The sequence below is a fragment of the Bythopirellula polymerisocia genome (assembly GCF_007860015.1).
Taxonomy (GTDB): domain Bacteria; phylum Planctomycetota; class Planctomycetia; order Pirellulales; family Lacipirellulaceae; genus Bythopirellula; species Bythopirellula polymerisocia.
Genome location: NZ_SJPS01000004.1, coordinates 526,142 through 543,458, shown reverse-complemented (window position 1 = coordinate 543,458; position 17,317 = coordinate 526,142). Strand labels below are relative to the sequence as shown.

The following is a 17,317-nucleotide window of genomic DNA, read 5'->3' as shown; positions in this document are numbered from 1 at the left end:
AGATCGTCCAAAAATTAGGCATCCGCCTGAGCTAGGCACATTCAATTCCCACAAAGGGATTCGATCGTTTTTCTTCTCCAACTGTAGTAGAAGGCCCATGGCCTGAGAGAACAACTGTCTCGTCAGGCAGCGTGAAAAGTTTCTCATGAATCGACTTTTTCAAGTCGTCGAAACTCCCATCAGGGAAATCGGTACGGCCAATGCTCCCAGCAAAAAGAACGTCTCCGCCAAGGACAATTGGTGGTTGACAACCTTCGATCACAAAGACGACGTGACCGCAAGAATGGCCTGGCGTTTCCCGCACTCGCAATTTCAAACCGGCTAGCTCTAGCAGATCTCCATCTTTCACGGTCTGGTCAGCCAAGGGGCTAACCAGATTGAATCCGTATCCCGCCGAAAGATTTCCTTCGGGGTCCGACAACTTGCTAGCATCTCCCTTGCCAATCACCAGCGGGCAACTTGGCCAACGATCTTTCAAATAACCGTTGCCAGCAATATGGTCGGCATGGCCGTGGGTGCAGAGGATAGCCACCGGCAAAAGCTGATTTTCTGCAATGACAGACTCTATTTGCTGCGGATCAAAGCCGGGGTCTATTACAAGACACTCCGATTGCCCGGGGAGCGAAAGCACATAAGAATTCTCATCGAATGGCATGGAAACGATGGTCTGGATCTGAGGTGTGGCAGTTTCCATGTGTATAAATCTCTCTTTTCTCAGCTTCGTGCAGCCCCTAAGATTCGCCTCCCCTACTCGAAAGCCAAAGTCTGTGAGTCCTAGTACGCCAGAGGAACGGGTTAAGTAAACCATACCGATTCGTTGGAAAATTGTAATAAAATTTGCAGGTCAGGGCGATAGTTAAGAAGTCTGGCCAGCAACTTTCTTCTGGAGAAATTCGATCATGCGTTGTGGTATCACCGAAATCTTGCCAGCGGCTGCTTCCCGCGGTCTCGCGTCCCTTCTTGTCGTTTGCCTAAGCAGCTCTGCCACGCTATCGAATGCACAGCAAGTCGGCCAATTTGTCGAGCCGATCTTTCGCGTTGCCCATGAAGAAGAGGTTTCCCAGGCCCCTCAGATGGCGTCTCGAATCACACCTCCAGCCGCCCAATCGCCCCTGAACCTCGAACTCCATCCGGGAGAGCACCCTTTGATGCCGGCCATGCGAGTCGCTCAAGAGGGTCTCGTGCGAATCGATACCACAATCGCTGATTACAGTGCGATGCTAATCAAGGAAGAACGCATCGACGGAGTATTGAGTCCTAAAGAGGTCGCATTTATCAAGGTTCGCCACCAACCTTTTTCGGTTTATATGTTCTTTCTCCAGCCTCACAAGGGTCGAGAGTGTCTCTATAACTCGGGTCCCAACAACACCAAGGGACTTCTGAATGCTCGAGATTGCGGCTTCAAAAAAAGGTTAGGAGTTTTCGAACTGGATCCAGATGGTCGCTTAGCCATGAACGGGCAAAAGTATCCCATCTACAAGTTGGGTGTGCGAAATCTGGTAACAGAATTGATCGACGTTGCCAATAACGATACCCAGTTCGGTGAGTGCGAAGTACAAACCAAGCAGAGTGTAATCAACGGACGCGCAGCAACATTGATCGAAGTCGTGCATCCTGTGCCTCGACAAAATTTTCGCTTCTACAAAGCTGAACTGTTCATCGATAACGAACTCAAGCTACCAATTCGCTACGCATCTTACATGTGGCCACAACAACCGGGTCAGGAGCCACCCCTGGAAGAGGCCTACACCTACGTGAACATCAAACTCAACAACGGCTACACCGACGCAGATTTCGATAAAGAAAACGTCGAGTACTTCAAATAAGCCGCTCGCGGCTTAACGCTGCTTCCCTATGCGATACAGGTGAGAAACACTCCGCAGGAGCAGAGTGCTGTCGACCGGCACTGGGGAAGCCATCAGTGAACCCTTGATTTGGTTTTCGGCGAGCAGGTCGAATTCGTCTCCAGCTGCGAACACAGTCGTTAGTCCGTTTTGGTTGCAAGCGTAGATGCGACCCTCGCAGTAGAGTGGTGAGGAAGCGTACTTGCCTGGAAATCGCTTCCGCCAGTGTTCCACTCCCGTTGCTGCGTCTACACAGATTGCTATTCCGGCGTCGTTTACGGTGAAAACGCACCCCTCTACCACCAAAGGTGAAGGGATGGTGGGAATCTGTTTAGAATGTTCCCAGCCCAGGTGGGATTTGGTGACGTCACCACTTCCATCTGGGCGAATCGCCAGCAAATGAGCCTTTGGATAACCGGTGCAAATGAATACATAATCACCATCAAATACTGGGCGAGGGACGAGCGAAAACCCCTCGCCGTGATCCACTCGCCAGATTTCTTTTCCCGTGAGGGGTTCGTACGCAATGCACCACTGCGCACCCGGGATGATCATCTGGTCGTTTCCCGCGACTTCAATCACCAAGGGCGTGCTATACGACTTGCGAAACTCCCCGTTGGTTTGCCGAATAGAGGGCCTGTCCTGGCGCCAGACGGCATAGCCAGTGTCCTTGTCGATTGCGGAGATATATTGCTGATCGGCGCCATCGCAGGTGAGTATCAATAGATTTTCATAGAGAATCGGTGAACTCCCCGGACCGACGCGATGATCGAGCGGCAATCTCGTTTTCCACAAAATGCTGTCGGCCCGCGAGTCGTAGCAAACAGTTCCATAGTCGCCAAAGTGACAATAGATTCGACCATTTTCCCAGACGGGTGTTGGCGAGGCGTAGCTATTGAGCGAATGAATCGGCTGCGGGTCTTCGACTTCAATAAGTTTCACCTTGCGATCCACGTTACCCGTGGCGAGATCAATCTCGATAAGCCAAAGCGTGATTGCCCTAGCAACTAACTTTTGATCGGCCAGCATCGTGCCAGCGAGCTTGGCTTTGCGCTGCTGAGGACTCGCCTCTATTTCGGTCGCGGAAGTCAACCAGACCTTACCCTCGGCGACTACTGGCGACGAACAGCCTGTCCCTCCGCTAATCGGTGTCTTCCATAGAATACCTGTCGTTTCATCCCACTTGAGCGGCAGATTCGTTTCAGTAGAGATGCCCTGTCCATTTGGTCCGCGAAACTGTGGCCAAGGAGATTCGGCCTGACACGCCGCCAGACAAACCGAGCAAACCAAACCGAACGTGTTCATTCGCAACACGATGAGACTCCTTTTCTGAGTGCGGCGTCATAAAGGAGAATTGTAACATTAAATTGATAGCTTAACTCGGATTCGAAACCCTATTTCCCTAGTTTCTTAAATTCTCCTTGCAGCGCGCGATAGAGGCCCTGATAAACCGGGAATGCCTGATCATACACTTTGCGGGACTTGGCGCTCGGTTTAGCTTCATCAGCCGTCTTGATAGTGGCAGCACATGCTTCGGTAATGTCTTTGTAGTGGCCCGCTCCCACGGCAGCCAAGAGCGCCACGCCGTAGGCTGCTCCTTCGTCGGCTACCATTGCCGTGACAGGCTTGCCAAGTACGTCGGCTTGCAATTGTCGCCAAATGGGGTTCTTGGCTCCGCCCCCCGATGCGCGGATCTGTTTCACAGGCACGCCAAGATCCCTCATGATGGCGTAACTGTCTCGCAAGGAGTAGGTGACCCCTTCCATAATTGCACGAGTGAGATGTCCCCGGGTGTGGCTCTGGGTGAGTCCAACAAATGCTCCGCGGGCATTCGGGTCAAGATGTGGTGTTCGCTCCCCGGCCAAATATGGGAGAAACTGCAAGCCATCGGCGCCTGCCGGCAAAGCGGCAGCCTCCTTAGTTAGTTGATCATAGGATGGTTTGCCCTTCGATCCCACTGCACAAACATTGTCATGAAACCATTGCAATGAACCAGCCGCGCAAAGTGTTACCCCCATGAGGTGCCACTTGCCGCGCACTGCGTGACAGAAAGTGTGTAAACGACCCTCAGGATCGAACTGTGGTTGGTCGCTGTGTACAAACACAACTCCCGAAGTACCCAGTGAAGTATTTAGCAAACCGCTTTTGACGATGCCATTGCCAACCGCCCCTGCAGCACAGTCCCCTGCCCCGCCGACCACTACGCAATCAGTGGTCAGCCCCAGCAGTTTTGCCGTGTCGGCTGTCAACTTGCCAGTGATCTCCTCGGATTCGTAACAGGTACCGAGCAGACCCTCGTCGAGTTCCAATTTGGAAAGTAGCGGCTTTGACCATTTTCGCTTCACTACGTCCAACAGCAGCATGCCACTGGCATCACTTACCTCGGTGGCGTACTCGCCAGTGAGTCGGCGGCGAATCTCGTCTTTCGGCAAGAGCACTTTCGCCAGACGGGCAAAATTCTTGGGTTCATGATTTCGGAGCCACAAGATTTTTGGCGCGGTAAAACCCGTCAAGGCAGGATTGGCAACCAGCTTGATGAGCTGCTTGCGGCCCCCTGCCCGCTTTTCGATCTCGGCACACTCGGCGGCAGTACGTTGGTCATTCCACAGAATGGCAGGCCGAATTACCTTGTCAGCACGGTCGAGAAACACGGAGCCATGCATCTGGCCGGAAAGACCAATCGACTTCACGTCGGCCGGCTTAAGCTTGGCCTTCTTGATGACCTCCCGAACGACCTTGATGGTCGCCTGCCACCAATCTTCGGGGTCCTGCTCGCTCCACAGAGGTCGCGGGTGATGGCACGGGTAGGCGGAAGAGGCTTCCCCAAGTATTTTCCCTTGTGGATTGATTACCAGCGCCTTGGTGCCTGATGTGCCAACGTCGATTCCAATACAATTGCTCATGCCAGCTGAGAATTCCTGCTTGTTTAGAAAAAGGTTCGTTGCGATACCACAGGCGAATGCCTGGGGCTAAAATCAATAAAATACCACGTCTTGAAGTCGTTTTACTAGATTCTGAGCTAACAGATTACCCATGCTGAGACCACTTTTACTAGCGCTGATTTGTCTGACTGCCGAAGGTTGTCGAGAGCAAGCGAAGCTGTCCACTGAGTCTGAGGTGCCATCCATCAATCCTCGAGCGGCAGTCAAGCTTACTATACTGCTGGTGGACGATCCAGAACTGGCTAAGGGAATCGAGCTATTGAGCGGGGAATGGAGCGAACGCAGCGGCGGGGAATTGACCATTGAATCCATCTCGAAGGAAGACTTTCTTGCCGCCGAACACTTGAACGCGGATGTCGTGATCTATCCATCACGACTCTTGGGTACCCTAGTGATGCGGGATTGGCTGCGACCAGTGAGGCAATCAGTTTTGGACAGCAGTGATCTGGCTTACAGTGATATTTTGCCAGTGATCCGAGACCAGACGATGCGTTACGGAGGCGAAGTCTGGGGTGTGCCTTTGGGCGAGATGCCGCTGTGTCTTGGCTGGACTGGTGACACACAAGCAAAACTACCGGCGACTTGGGAGCAGCTTGCCGAGCTACCCTTCCCGAGACGATCTGAGTTCAAGCTGGCAATTGAGTTTCCACTCGCAGCGGAACTAATAGCTCGGGCAGTCGCGGCAACTCCACGAGGAAACCGTGCGGCATTGTTCTTCGATCCCGAAACGATGGATGCCCGCTTGAACCAGCCGCAGATAGTGCGCGCGTTGGAGCAAATGCGCGGCGTAATCACCAAAGATGCTTCCAAGGAAAAATTCGCTGCCAATGTGACACTTCCCCCTCGAGGTAAGCAGTTCAACTACCAATTGACTCCACTGCTTCCTGCCGATGAGACGTTCGACCTGAGCCTTAATCGCTGGGAAAAATCGACCATTGCCGCTCCACCAGTCATTTGCGGTTTTTCGGGGCGGTTAGTCAGCGTGACGCGATCCACCCGAAATGCGGCTTCTGCGTTCAAGTTGCTTCCTTGGCTAGTGAGCGGAAACACGGGGAGCCAGCTCAGCCAGCGCAGCAAGTCGACACTCTGGTTCCGCACTTCTCAAGTGTCGCAAGCTGTTAAATGGCTACCTGCAAAAAGTGCCGCCGAAAACGCCGACTGGCTAACACGTGCACTTTCCACGCGGGACGCCTATCTTCTCCCTCGCCTGCCTGGAATAGACGATTACCTAGCAACACTCGACAAGGCCCTCGCCGATGCGCCATCTGCCGAAGCTTTGACTGTTGCTGAAAAAAAATGGGATACCTTGACCGAATCCCAAGGTCGAGTGCAGCAACTAAAGGCATTTCGCCTGCATTTAGGCCTGCCGGAATAGTCGGCTTTCAGCAAGCATTCGGCCTTGCCCCATGTGATAATCAAGGTTCGCGCGGGTTGTCATTTCTCTCTTCCAAGGGTAGGCTCACAAGTTCCCACTTTCGTCATTTTTGCCATTCTTTTAGCGGCACTGCCCGCGATCTAATAGTGATTGCATTCCATGATCCGTAGCGCGGAGGATTATCAGCGAATCGTGATTACCGGCGTCGGCCTGACGGCCCCAAACGGGGACAACTTGGCCGAATTCCGAGCTGCGCTTCTGGAAGGCAAGAGTGGCGTCAACAATTACCATATTCGATACGTCGGAGACACGCTGGCTGGCGAGTGCCACTTTGATGAATTGCTCTATCAAAAACGCAAGGAACTACGCCGCGGAACCCGGGCTGGGAGTGTTTCGATCTACTGCGCCAATCAGGCCGTTTCCGACTCAGGTATTGAGTGGAGCAAGATCGACCCTGAGCGGGTCGGTGTCTATATCGGCGTGACCGAGCACGGCAATGTCGAAACCGAAAACGAAATCAACGAGATCAAAGCCTTCGATTACGACACGAAAGTCTGGTCACACCACCACAATCCCCGTACGGTTGCCAACAATCCAGCGGGTGAAGTAACTCTGAACATGGGAATCACCGGCCCACACTATACCATCGGCGCTGCCTGCGCGGCGGGAAACGCGGGCCTTATCCAAGGCGCGCAAATGCTGCAGCTGGGAGAATGCGACTTGGCGATCACTGGTGGCGTCTCCGAGAGCATTCGCACATTTGGAATCTTTGCAGGTTTCGCAAGCCAGGGAGCACTAGCCGAACACGAGGATCCAACTCGAGCGAGCAGACCCTTCGACCTGAATCGCAACGGCATTGTCGTCGCCGAAGGGGGGAGTTTGTTTATACTCGAGCGGTATAGTGATGCTAAGCGGCGCGGAGCTAATATCTACGGTGAACTAGTAGGCCATGCGATGACCAGTGACGCCAGTGATTTTGTGCTCCCCAATCCCGAACAACAAGCCCGCTGCATGAAGCTGGCGCTCGACCGAGCGAGTATCAATGCCGACCAGATCGACATTGTCAGCACTCACGCCACAGCAACTACTAGCGGTGACATTCAAGAGTGCGTCGCGCTGCGGAATGTATTCGGAGATTCGACCAATACGCTCATTAACAACACCAAGAGCTTCATTGGCCACGCAATGGGCGCAGCCGGTTCGCTGGAACTGGCCGGTAATTTGCCCGCTTTCGAAGACGGCCTCTGCCATCACACTATTAATGTCGACGATCTCGATCCAGAATGTGCATTGCCTGGGCTAGTTTTGGGAGAGCCACGGTCAAAAAAAGAAGTGACTTACATCCTCAACAACTCATTTGGTATGCTGGGTATCAACTCAGTCGTGATCATCAAGAAAGTTTAAGCAGCGAGCCGGATCGTCCTCGACCCCCACCAAATTCGCCCCGCCTAATATCAATCAACCTACAAACGGAGCAAATATCCCCATGACCGCTGAAGAAATCAGAGAAGAAGTCCTCGACATACTCGAAAATATCGCGCCAGATGAGGATCTGACCAACATGGATGACTCTGTCAACTTCCGCGAGCAGTTGGAACTCGACAGCATGGATTTTCTGGACATCGTAATGGAACTCCGTAAGCGCCACCGTATCCAAATCCCCGAGGATGACTACCTCAATCTGGCAAGCATGGATTCCACGGTCACTTATCTAACACCCATCCTCAAGGATGTCGAGAAAGCTAAGTGATTGCCGAAATTGGAATGCGTTATCTTGGTCATTAGACTTTAGGCATTGGTCATTCCCGTCCCTATGTACGACACCATCATCATCGGCGCGGGGATGTCGGGACTGGCCGCGGGCATTCGCCTCGCATATTACGACCAGCGGGTCTGTATTCTAGAGCGGCATACGACCATCGGGGGTCTAAATTCTTTTTACCGCCTCCGTGGCCGTGACTACGATGTCGGGCTGCACGCCCTCACCAACTTTACTCCCAAGGGTACAAAAAAGGGGCCACTGGCGCGATTGCTTCGGCAACTCAAGATCCCTTGGGACGAACTGCAAATTTCGCCACAGCTGGGTTCCGAAGTTGTCTTCCCCGGCGTTCGACTACGATTTGACAACGACATTGACCTGCTGCGTTCCGAGATTGCGAGTGAGTTCCCTGAGCAAGCGGAAAACTTCGACCGACTCATCGAGGCGATCGTCGAGTACGACGACCTCGACCAATCGCATCAGGAAATTTCTGCTCGTGAGCGGGTCGCTGAGTTCATCAACGAACCGCTGCTCTTGGAAATGCTGTTCTGCCCTTTGATGTTCTACGGCTCTGCCCGCGAGCACGACATGGACTGGGGCCAATTCTCGATAATGTTTCGCAGCATTTTTCTTGAGGGTTTGGGCCGGCCCCATGCTGGTGTTCGGCTGATTCTTAAACAGCTGGTCCGCAAATTTCGTGGACTGGGGGGCGAACTAAAGCTCCGCGCGGGGGTGAAAAAGATCGTCGTCGAGAATGGCCAGACAACTGGAGTGATTCTCGAAAATGGGGAGTACCTCGCCGGCCGACGGGTTCTCTCCTCCGCTGGCTGGCACGAAACGATGAGACTCTGCGATGATGGCCAACCCGTGACTCCGCGCTCATCCGGACGACTCACCTTTTGCGAGACCATTGCGTCGCTAGACATCGAGCCGCAAGAGTTGGGACATCGCTCGACGATTACCTTTTTCAACGACAGCGACACCTTTCATTGGACCGTGCCGTCCGAGCCGTGTGACGTGCGGAGTGGTGTCATTTGCAGCCCTAATAATTTCGATTATGCGGCCGATTCCGAGAAAATTGGCGGCACCATGCGGATCACAGCACTCGCTAATTTCGACTATTGGCAAGGCCTTGATGAAGATACCTACCGACTCGAAAAACTCCGTTGGTACGACTTTATCACCGAGTCAGCTGTGCGATTCGTCCCTGACTACCGCAACCGTGTACTCGATACCGACATGTTTACTCCCACGACAATAGTCCGCTTCACCGGCCACGACAGTGGCGCAATCTACGGTGCCCCCGAGAAACAACTCGACGGCCGCACGCACTTGCCGAACCTATTCGTCTGCGGCACCGACCAAGGCTTCGTCGGCATCATCGGCAGCATCCTTAGTGGCATCTCGATGGCGAATCAGCATTGCTTGAGAGATTATTGAGCTTTTAGGCCGGCCCAGTCCTCGGGCCCGCCCAGGTTTCTCCCTCCTGCATTTTTCGCTATGATACAGCGAACCCTAATTATTCTCTTTAGCCGTAATCCCTCCCCATGCCCAAAGACTTTCTCAAAGATGCCCGTGATGAATACGACGTGATCGTCATCGGCAGTGGTCTAGCCGGGATGACGTCGGCAAATATGCTTGGGGCGTCCGGCTACCGAGTGCTTCTCTTGGAGCAACACTACAAACTCGGTGGAATGGCGACCTGGTTCAAGCGGCCCGGGGGGCATATTTTCGATATCTCGCTCCATGGGTTCCCCTACGGCATGGTGAAAAGCTGCCGACGCTATTGGACTAAAGAGATCGCCGACAGTATCGTCCAGCTCAACAACATCCGCTTTGACAACCCGATGTTTTCGCTCACCACCTCGTTCAATCGTGAGGATTTTACGAAGCTGCTGATCGAGCAGTTCCAGGTAGCTCCCGAAGCGGTACACGGGTTCTTCGACGCAGCTCGCAAGATGGACTTTCAGGATGACCAGCATCTCACGACTCGTGAGTTGTTCGACCGCTTCTTTCCTGGCCGCGAAGATGTGATTCGACTTCTAATGGAGCCGATCACCTACGCCAACGGCAGCACTCTTGAAGATCCCGCGATTAGCTATGGTATTGTGTTTTCCAATTTCATGTCCAAAGGCGTGTTTACGTTCCAGGGGGGCACGGATCGGCTGATCGGCCTTATGGAAGACGAGCTAAAACACAACGGTGTCGACATCCGTATCCGTTGCGACGTCGAGCGGATTCACTGCGAAGGTGGCCACGTGAGTGGCGTTGAAGTGAATGGTCGCGTCATCAAAACCAAGGCAGTGGTATCTAATGCAAACCTCAAGCAAACCATCTTTCGCCTGGTAGGAGAGGATAAGTTCGATCCAAAGTTCGTCGAAGACGCCCAGGCAGTTCGGCTCAACAACTCAAGCACACAAGTTTACATGGCTTTAAAGCCAGACGACACGATCGAAGAATCCACAGGAGATCTGCTCTTTAGCTCGACGGCCCCCGTGTTTCGCACCGACCTGCTGTTGAGTCGCGACGTCACAAGTCGCACCTACTCTTTCTACTATCCTCGCACTCGCCCCGAGGGTCGGCCTCGATGTTTGATCGTGTCCAGCACCAACGCCCGCTACGAAGATTGGGCAAAGCTTGGCGAGGAAGAATACGCCGCCAGCAAGCAAGACTTGGTCGAAACTACGCTCGACGCCCTCGACAAGTACGTGCCCAATATCCGGGGGCGAATCGACCACGCCGAGGCATCGACTCCGATGACCTTCAAGCACTACACTCAGCATGTGGCCGGAGCCAGCTTTGGCACCAAGTTCGAGGGCCTCCGCGTGAGTTTCGACATACCCAAACAGATCGAAGGCCTCTATCACGCCGGGAGCGTCGGCATTATCATGTCCGGCTGGTTGGGGGCGATGAATTACGGACGCATGGTCGCCAGCGACGTCGACAACCTGCTGATGACTAAAGGTTCGCGCCCCGCAGCGGCCCTGGCGGACTAACCTCACCGATCAATGACCCTCGAAGCCATCAAAGCTGCTATTCCCCATCGGGAGCCCTTCCTATTGATCGACGAGATCGTCGAACAATCGGTGGACCGCATTGTCTGCCGAAAGACCTTCACGGGCGACGAATTCTGGTACCGTGGGCACTATCCTCAATTCCCGATCACTCCGGGCGTCATATTGTGCGAGGCCGCCATGCAAGCGGGGGCAGTGCTCCTCTCGCATCGAGTAGCAAACGATCCTTCTGCTGTCCCCGTGGCCACAAGGGCCAACAACGTGCAGTTCAAGAAAATGGTGTTGCCCGGCGATTCCGTACTCATCGAAACAATACTGGTTGAACAACTTTCCAACGCTTTTTTCATGAAGGCCCGTGTTACTATCGAAGGCAAGGTGGCCGTCCGATTCGACTTTGCCTGTACACTCACCAAGCCCGAGGTGACGTGATGCCGTCTGAGTTCTTGCAACTAGTAGGTAAACGCATCGCCGTCTTTGGCGTGGCCAACCGTAAGAGCGTAGCCTGGCACGTTGCGGAAGAGTTGGTTGAAGCAGGTGCCGAAGTGCTGCTAGTTGTCCGCTCTCCTGAGCGGCGGAATTCTGTCGCAAAGTTAGCTAAGGATTTGTCCATCTTCGTCTGCGATGTCGAGTTCCCCGACCAGATCGAAGCTCTAGTCAGCGAGTTGAGACAACAGTACGACCAACTCGACGGGATTGTCCACTCGATCGCTTTCGGCGACTATTCAGAGGGCCCTAAACCGTTTCACGAGACCAACAAGGAGCAGTTCCTCAGGGCATTCGATATTTCGTGTTTTTCCCTGGTTGCTATCTCGAACGCCCTAAAAGACTTCCTTAGCCCCCAAGCGTCTGTCGTGACGATCTCGATTTCTACTACTCGAATGGCCAGCGAAAACTACGGCTTCATGGCTCCCGTGAAGGCTGCGCTCGATTCGAGCTTGGCATTCTTGGCAAAATCGTTTAGCAAATTCTCCGAAGTTCGTTTCAACGCTGTCGCCCCAGGCCTGCTGAAGACCTCTGCATCGGCTGGAATTCCCGGGTATGTTGACTCCTACCTGTTCGCCGAAAGGGCGACCCTCCGGGGGCGGGCCGTGCAAACTGCCGAGGTAGCTGCCGCCGTAGCTTTTCTACTTAGCCCAAAGTCCAGCGGCATCAATGCACAACGGTTGGTGATCGATGCCGGGATGGAAGTGAACTACTTTGACCAGCGGTTGATAGCCGGATTTCTGGGAACCGACCTTCCGGGCAACTGAGTGTCAATATTCCGATTGCTATGCTGAACCAGAAAGTCTCTAGGGGAATTGTGAAGATTATGCTGGAAAAGGCAATGAATCCCTGTTAAATAGAAGCTACGCTTTGAAATCGATTCTGGTCGTCAAGCCCAGGGCATGATATTCTAGAGACTGAGGCGGAGTCTCCCCCCGGGAATGGTTGGATAGTGAAAGGGTGAAAACGGATTGGATTTTCCCGAAACGACTCCATTGGAAAACAGAGAACTTTTCTTAGAGGCCTTTCGTCAGAAGGTCATAGGGTGGGTGCGCCTACAGGCAAGCATGCCTGTTGTTGCTTCGCTCATGAAACTTTTGATAGGCGCGCGGGCTAACATATTCCTCAATGGGTGAAACAGCCGCTCAGAAATTTGTCGAGCTTGTCAAACGTAGCCAACTCGTTGAAGAAGAACAGTTGGAACGTTTCCTGGCAAAACTGCGCACGGAGAACGGTGGGAAACTTCCCGAAAAGCAAGAAGTCTTGGCTACAGCATTGGTCGAGGCGGAATTGCTCACCACATGGCAGTCCGAAAAACTTCTCGCTGGCAAGCACCGAGGGTTCATTCTCGGAAAATATAAATTACTAAGTATGTTGGGCAAGGGAGGCATGAGTAGCGTCTATCTCGCCGAACATATCCTGATGCGCGCTCGCAGGGCAATTAAGGTTCTCCCCAAGAATAAGGTCGCCGATTCGACGTATCTGGATCGCTTCCGCATCGAAGCCCGCGCCGCAGCCAAGCTCGATGACCCGAACATCATTCACACGTACGACATCGACGAGCATGATGGCCAACACTACCTTGTCATGGAATATGTCGAAGGACAGGACTTACACCAGTTGGTCAAGGAGAAAGGTCCTCTCGATTATCTCTTGGCAGCAGACTACATTGCCCAAGTAGCCCGGGGTTTGTCGCACGCCCATGAGATGGGCCTGGTACACCGTGATATCAAACCTGCCAATTGCCTCCTGGATAAGAATGGGGTCGTTAAGCTGCTCGACTTGGGATTGGCCCGCTTGATCGATGACGAGGCCTCGCTCACCCTCGACAACAATGAAAATGTCCTCGGCACAGCCGACTACCTGGCCCCCGAACAGGCCCTTGATAGCCATAAAGCGGACTCCCGCTCGGATGTTTATAGTCTTGGTTGCACTTTGTATTTCTTGCTCACAGGACACCCCCCGTTCCCGGATGGCTCAATTTCTGAACGTCTACTCAAGCATCAAGTAGAAAAAGCCCCCAGCATCCTGAAGGATCGGCCCGACGCACCCCCTATACTTTTGCACATCTGCGAAACCATGATGGCGAAGAAGCCTGCCGAACGCTATCAAACGGCGGATGACGTGGTCGATCGACTTGCGGAATGGTTAGCAGATCGTGGCCGCGACGTGGGAGACAGTGGCAAAAACCTTGATTCGAAAGGCGGGGTTGGAAGCGACGTCTTCCGACGATTCGCTCAATCCATCAATCGTGGCAGCGATTCCGGAGGAAGCTCCTCCCCTGAAAAATCGGCGAAACAACTGCTCGCTCCTACTGTGGAACGAGAACCAGAGGAAGACATCGGGCTTGCCCCAATCGAAGAAGAATCCGAGCCCGAGGAATCCGAAGAATTCAACTCCGCTGGCGAAAGTACCACTGACGATATCACCTCGGCGATGGCAGAAACGGTCAACGACAAACCACGCGTCTCCCTGGTGGAAGAAGCCTTCGAACTGGCCGAGAAAAAAGAGAAAACGAAACCGAGACCTCGTTCGCTCCCGGGAGAAATCGATCCCCTCCGTCCCCCCGGTTTCTCAGGCCCTCGCTACGGCCCCCCAGGTTGGGTCTACGCATTAGCGGCCGTTGGCGTCCTGGCCGTGCTAATTGTCGGCCTAGCTATCGCATTCTCAGGTTAGCTGCGACTCCTGGTGAGCCGCGATGCGGAGCGTCAGCGCAGCAGAGCGTGTTTTCGACGAACGCTCATTTTCTCTCTGCCCCCACACCCCATCTCCTGTAAACTACAGGGGGAAGTGCCATTCGTCGTTGAGATCGGCAATCATTCCTGGAGATGGTGTTCAAAACCCTCGAGTCAGGTCCCCAAGGCGGAGTATCTCATGCGTATTCAACGGTTAGTTTTGTGTTTTTTGATCATTGCCGCGTTTACCGTTTCTGTTTCTACTGCGGCGAGCGTGAGTGACTTCATCAATTTTAGCAACCCGCTCGTGCCGGGCAGGTTGTACATTCCTCCAGAAGCAGCCACCAGCATCGATCCGCGACCGTTGATTCTCTTTCTCCATGGTGCGGGTGAGACAGGTTCCAACAATGTCTCCCAAGTCAATGGCAACATCGACAACCTACTTGCTGAAGCCAAGGCGCGCGGTGCTTTTCTCTACGCGCCGCAGGCCACTACCTTCACTTGGGCCGACTCTACGCGAACCACCAATGTGATGTCGATGATCGATCAGGCACTTACCCAATACAATGTGGACATGGATCGCCTCTACGTGACCGGATTGTCGATGGGAGGCGGCGGAGTATGGAACATGCTCAACCGCTTTGACGATCGTTTCGCGGCCGGCGTGCCAATCGCAGCAGTATCACCCGGCGGTGATTTCGCAGCCAGCAATCTCGTCGGCAAACCTACTTGGGCATTTCACGCACGCAACGATGGTACGGTTTCCACGACCTCTAGTCGAAACGTCGTGAGTAATGTCCTCAATGCCGCAGCGGCCGCAAGCATTGTGTACCCGGCCACCAACGATCCCGGCACGACCTTACTCTACAACAACGACATAGTGGGAATGAACTTCACCGAGTGGACCACCGGCGGCCACGGCATCTGGGGCCGCGTGTATAGTACACCGGAAATGTATGACTGGATGTTTTCCAAAACGCTCATGGCCCCGCCAGTGGTGCCGCCGACTGCAGGAACTCAGATCCTCTCGAGTAATCTGAATCCCCGCTTGCCGATCGCCGATCCCTCGGGAGTGGCGATCCCTGCCGGAACAGGGTTTTTCTCGATCGGTACGATTGACCTGTCAGATGCGGAAGTCTCCCAAACCAATCTGGGGAGCCTCGCCACTCTGGCAAATGCCTTCACCCAGTTTGGCTCGTCTTCCCCGCTGGGAGCAAGCGGCCTGGAAGGACTGTTTGTTGTCAATGTCGGGGCCCCACTTCCCTCGAACGATCCACTCATCGGCAAAAACATCTACCTGATTGCAGGAGATGGCAGCGACATTGAGTCTTCCGATTCGCTGTTCGTCTTCAAATCCGACACCCTTTTTGACTCTGGCAGCCCTTCCACCCTGCTATCGATTTCGCTCAACACGGCACCCAGCGGAGGCAAGCTCTTATTGGGAACCGAGGGAACCGTATTTGCCAACCGCCAGGGCGGCTTCCGCCCCGGCATCATCGCCGCGGCAGTGAATGTACCGGAGCCGACCAGCCTCATGCTGATGATGCTAGGAGGCATCGCGCTGCTCTCTCGACAGAGAGAGCAAAGAGGACATTCTTAGGGACATACCAGGTGTCAGGAACTCTGAGTCGCCTACGATTACAAAGGTTAGATGTTCGACTCCTATCGGGTGTACTACACCCCTCGCGCCCTCCCCGTTAGCCGCGCCGCATCCCCCGATAGCCGCGCCACTTTCCCCGTTAGCCGCGCCGCGGCTGCCGAGTCCTGCTCGGCGGAGCGAAGCGTTTCTCAAAAGCGTCGCCACTCTACCAGCCTCATCAAAAGCCAAGTTTCTTATCGAGTGTTAGGTCTCGAAGTGCACTATCTCGAAGGGACTGCAGCCAATAGCCCACAGGCTAGCCGACGCATGCGGGAACGGTGTAACGAGATCAGCATGGCATTCATCATCAACATCGACGTCATGTTGGCCAAGCGGAAAACGAGCGTCACTGAACTTGCGGACAAAGTTGTCATCACGATGGCCAAGATTTCCATCTTGAAAAACGGCAAGGCCAAGGCGATTCGGCAATCCACTCTGGAAGCGATCTGAGAAGCCCTCGAATGCCAGGCCGGAGATATTCTGGAATACAAATAGGACGAGCTGCTGACGCGGCTACGCGAACAAATAGGAGCAGATGAGGAGTCGGGAGTTCATTTTAAACCAAAGTCTCTGGACCCCTCTGCTTTCGCGAAGCCCTGGCCATCTATATGGCGACGGGGGCGGTATTGCCGGATTGTGGGTGAAATGTCAAGCTGGGTTTGTGGGCATGCTGAATTTGTGGTCTCGCTTACGCAAAAAGGGTCGTATCAAAATGGATAAATCCCACGAAGAATCAGGCGGAATAGAAGTTTCTACGTCAGCAGTCAAGATATCCGGCACAGCCTATAAAGACATTCAGCCCCTTGTGGTTCGATCCGTACGATTGGCGGAAGAAGTTTTGAAAGTCTTGGAGCCAGTTGTAGGGCTCCCGGCGGATTTCCTAGAACACCATTTAAAAAGATTCCGAGACAAGTACCGGGATCGACTGAACGAGATACCAGAAGATTATCGGCAACCGCCCCCCTTTCGATTGGGCTGTGTCGTTCTAAAGGAAGTAGCTTTTTTTGCAAATGAGGAAGACCTACAAGATTTGTTTGCATCCCTTTTGGCATCTGGTTCAGATGCCCGAATTTGTGACCGGGCTCACCCAAGCTACGCCTCAGTTATTACCGAGCTTTCCTCTCTAGATGCGGGTGTTCTTCGTCTCACTTATGTTAATAGTCCGAAATTCAATCGCTATTCTTCAGGAATTGATAAATGTTTCGAACCCCTTATTGAAGAAGTCGGTTCCGAATCGTTCCAAAAATCCGTTGAAAATCTCATTCGCCTTGGTCTTGTCAAGTATTTCAAGGGAAGTGAATATCAATTTTCCAATGAGGTCGATGAGTTTCTAAATTTGATTAAACAGTCTATTGCAGAGCCGGATAGCGAAACACCAAAAAAACCGGAACACGAAAAATCCATGGAAAGATTAGAATTCATCCGCAAGTTTCGTGAATTCGCAAACTCTTTCGAACAAAAAGTATCGTTTGAGCTGACGGGCTATGGTCGAGACTTTACCAGGGTTTGCATACCCGAAACCTAGGGAAATGCAAAAGGGTCGGGTGTCATTTTCAAACAATGACTCCCGACCCCTTTGATTGGTC

At 53.4% G+C, this 17,317-nt stretch carries 15 protein-coding genes; 12 read left to right on the top strand and 3 right to left on the bottom strand.

All coding sequences use genetic code 11. The features are described from left to right. Positions 1–31: 31 nt before the first annotated feature. Complete coding sequence (locus Pla144_RS15015; RefSeq protein ID WP_146451490.1) at positions 32–694, bottom strand: MBL fold metallo-hydrolase; 663 nt, start codon at positions 692–694, stop codon at positions 32–34. A gap of 205 nt (positions 695–899) precedes the next feature. On the opposite strand from Pla144_RS15015, the gene Pla144_RS15010 reads away from it, so the two are divergent. Next, complete coding sequence (locus tag Pla144_RS15010; protein ID WP_146451489.1) at positions 900–1,826, top strand: DUF1571 domain-containing protein; 927 nt, start codon at positions 900–902, stop codon at positions 1,824–1,826. Positions 1,827–1,838: 12 nt separating this feature from the next. Here Pla144_RS15010 and Pla144_RS15005 read toward each other — a convergent pair whose 3' ends face one another. Both Pla144_RS15005 and xylB read right to left on the bottom strand, forming a co-directional pair. Continuing rightward, positions 1,839–3,149 carry an outer membrane protein assembly factor BamB family protein gene (locus tag Pla144_RS15005; protein WP_231936400.1) on the bottom strand — a complete coding sequence of 437 codons (1,311 nt, stop codon included), beginning with the start codon at positions 3,147–3,149 and terminating at the stop codon, positions 1,839–1,841. An 89-nt stretch (positions 3,150–3,238) separates the two neighbouring features. Further along, positions 3,239–4,747 (bottom strand): xylulokinase, encoded by a 1,509-nt coding sequence (gene xylB, locus Pla144_RS15000; RefSeq protein WP_146451487.1) that lies wholly within the window; start codon positions 4,745–4,747, stop codon positions 3,239–3,241. Positions 4,748–4,877: 130 nt separating this feature from the next. Here xylB and Pla144_RS14995 point away from each other — a divergent pair, with 130 nt between their 5' ends. The 11 genes from Pla144_RS14995 (at position 4,878) to Pla144_RS14945 (ending at position 17,256) form a co-directional block, all read left to right on the top strand. Continuing rightward, positions 4,878–6,161 (top strand): hypothetical protein, encoded by a 1,284-nt coding sequence (locus Pla144_RS14995; protein WP_146451486.1) that lies wholly within the window; start codon positions 4,878–4,880, stop codon positions 6,159–6,161. A 159-nt stretch (positions 6,162–6,320) separates the two neighbouring features. Further along, positions 6,321–7,565: a beta-ketoacyl-[acyl-carrier-protein] synthase family protein gene (locus Pla144_RS14990; protein WP_146451485.1), complete on the top strand. Its 1,245-nt coding sequence runs from the start codon at positions 6,321–6,323 to the stop codon at positions 7,563–7,565. 82 nt (positions 7,566–7,647) lie between these two features. Beyond that, entirely contained in the window at positions 7,648–7,911 is a 264-nt protein-coding gene (locus Pla144_RS14985; protein WP_146451484.1) for an acyl carrier protein, read from the top strand. A 45-nt stretch (positions 7,912–7,956) separates the two neighbouring features. After that, positions 7,957–9,360, top strand: a complete 1,404-nt coding sequence (locus Pla144_RS14980; RefSeq protein WP_231936378.1) for a phytoene desaturase family protein — start codon at positions 7,957–7,959, stop codon at positions 9,358–9,360. A 107-nt stretch (positions 9,361–9,467) separates the two neighbouring features. Then, positions 9,468–10,916 carry a phytoene desaturase family protein gene (locus tag Pla144_RS14975; RefSeq protein ID WP_146451482.1) on the top strand — a complete coding sequence of 483 codons (1,449 nt, stop codon included), beginning with the start codon at positions 9,468–9,470 and terminating at the stop codon, positions 10,914–10,916. 12 nt (positions 10,917–10,928) lie between these two features. Then, positions 10,929–11,363 carry a 3-hydroxyacyl-ACP dehydratase FabZ family protein gene (locus tag Pla144_RS14970; RefSeq protein ID WP_146451481.1) on the top strand — a complete coding sequence of 145 codons (435 nt, stop codon included), beginning with the start codon at positions 10,929–10,931 and terminating at the stop codon, positions 11,361–11,363. Then, on the top strand, positions 11,363–12,184 hold the full coding sequence (locus Pla144_RS14965; protein ID WP_146451480.1) for an enoyl-ACP reductase FabI: 822 nt from the start codon (positions 11,363–11,365) through the stop codon (positions 12,182–12,184). Before Pla144_RS14970 ends, Pla144_RS14965 begins: the two co-directional genes overlap by 1 nt. A 361-nt stretch (positions 12,185–12,545) precedes the next feature. Continuing rightward, positions 12,546–14,093: a serine/threonine-protein kinase gene (locus tag Pla144_RS14960; RefSeq protein WP_146451479.1), complete on the top strand. Its 1,548-nt coding sequence runs from the start codon at positions 12,546–12,548 to the stop codon at positions 14,091–14,093. A 198-nt stretch (positions 14,094–14,291) separates the two neighbouring features. Then, complete coding sequence (locus Pla144_RS14955; RefSeq protein ID WP_146451702.1) at positions 14,292–15,692, top strand: PEP-CTERM sorting domain-containing protein; 1,401 nt, start codon at positions 14,292–14,294, stop codon at positions 15,690–15,692. Between the two features lie 51 nt (positions 15,693–15,743). Continuing rightward, positions 15,744–16,181 carry a helix-turn-helix domain-containing protein gene (locus tag Pla144_RS25140; protein WP_231936377.1) on the top strand — a complete coding sequence of 146 codons (438 nt, stop codon included), beginning with the start codon at positions 15,744–15,746 and terminating at the stop codon, positions 16,179–16,181. A 262-nt stretch (positions 16,182–16,443) separates the two neighbouring features. Further along, the gene (locus tag Pla144_RS14945; protein WP_197530711.1) at positions 16,444–17,256 is read left to right on the top strand and encodes an Abi-alpha family protein; all 813 of its coding nucleotides are present in this window, start codon (positions 16,444–16,446) and stop codon (positions 17,254–17,256) included. The last annotated feature ends 61 nt before the right edge of the window (positions 17,257–17,317 follow it).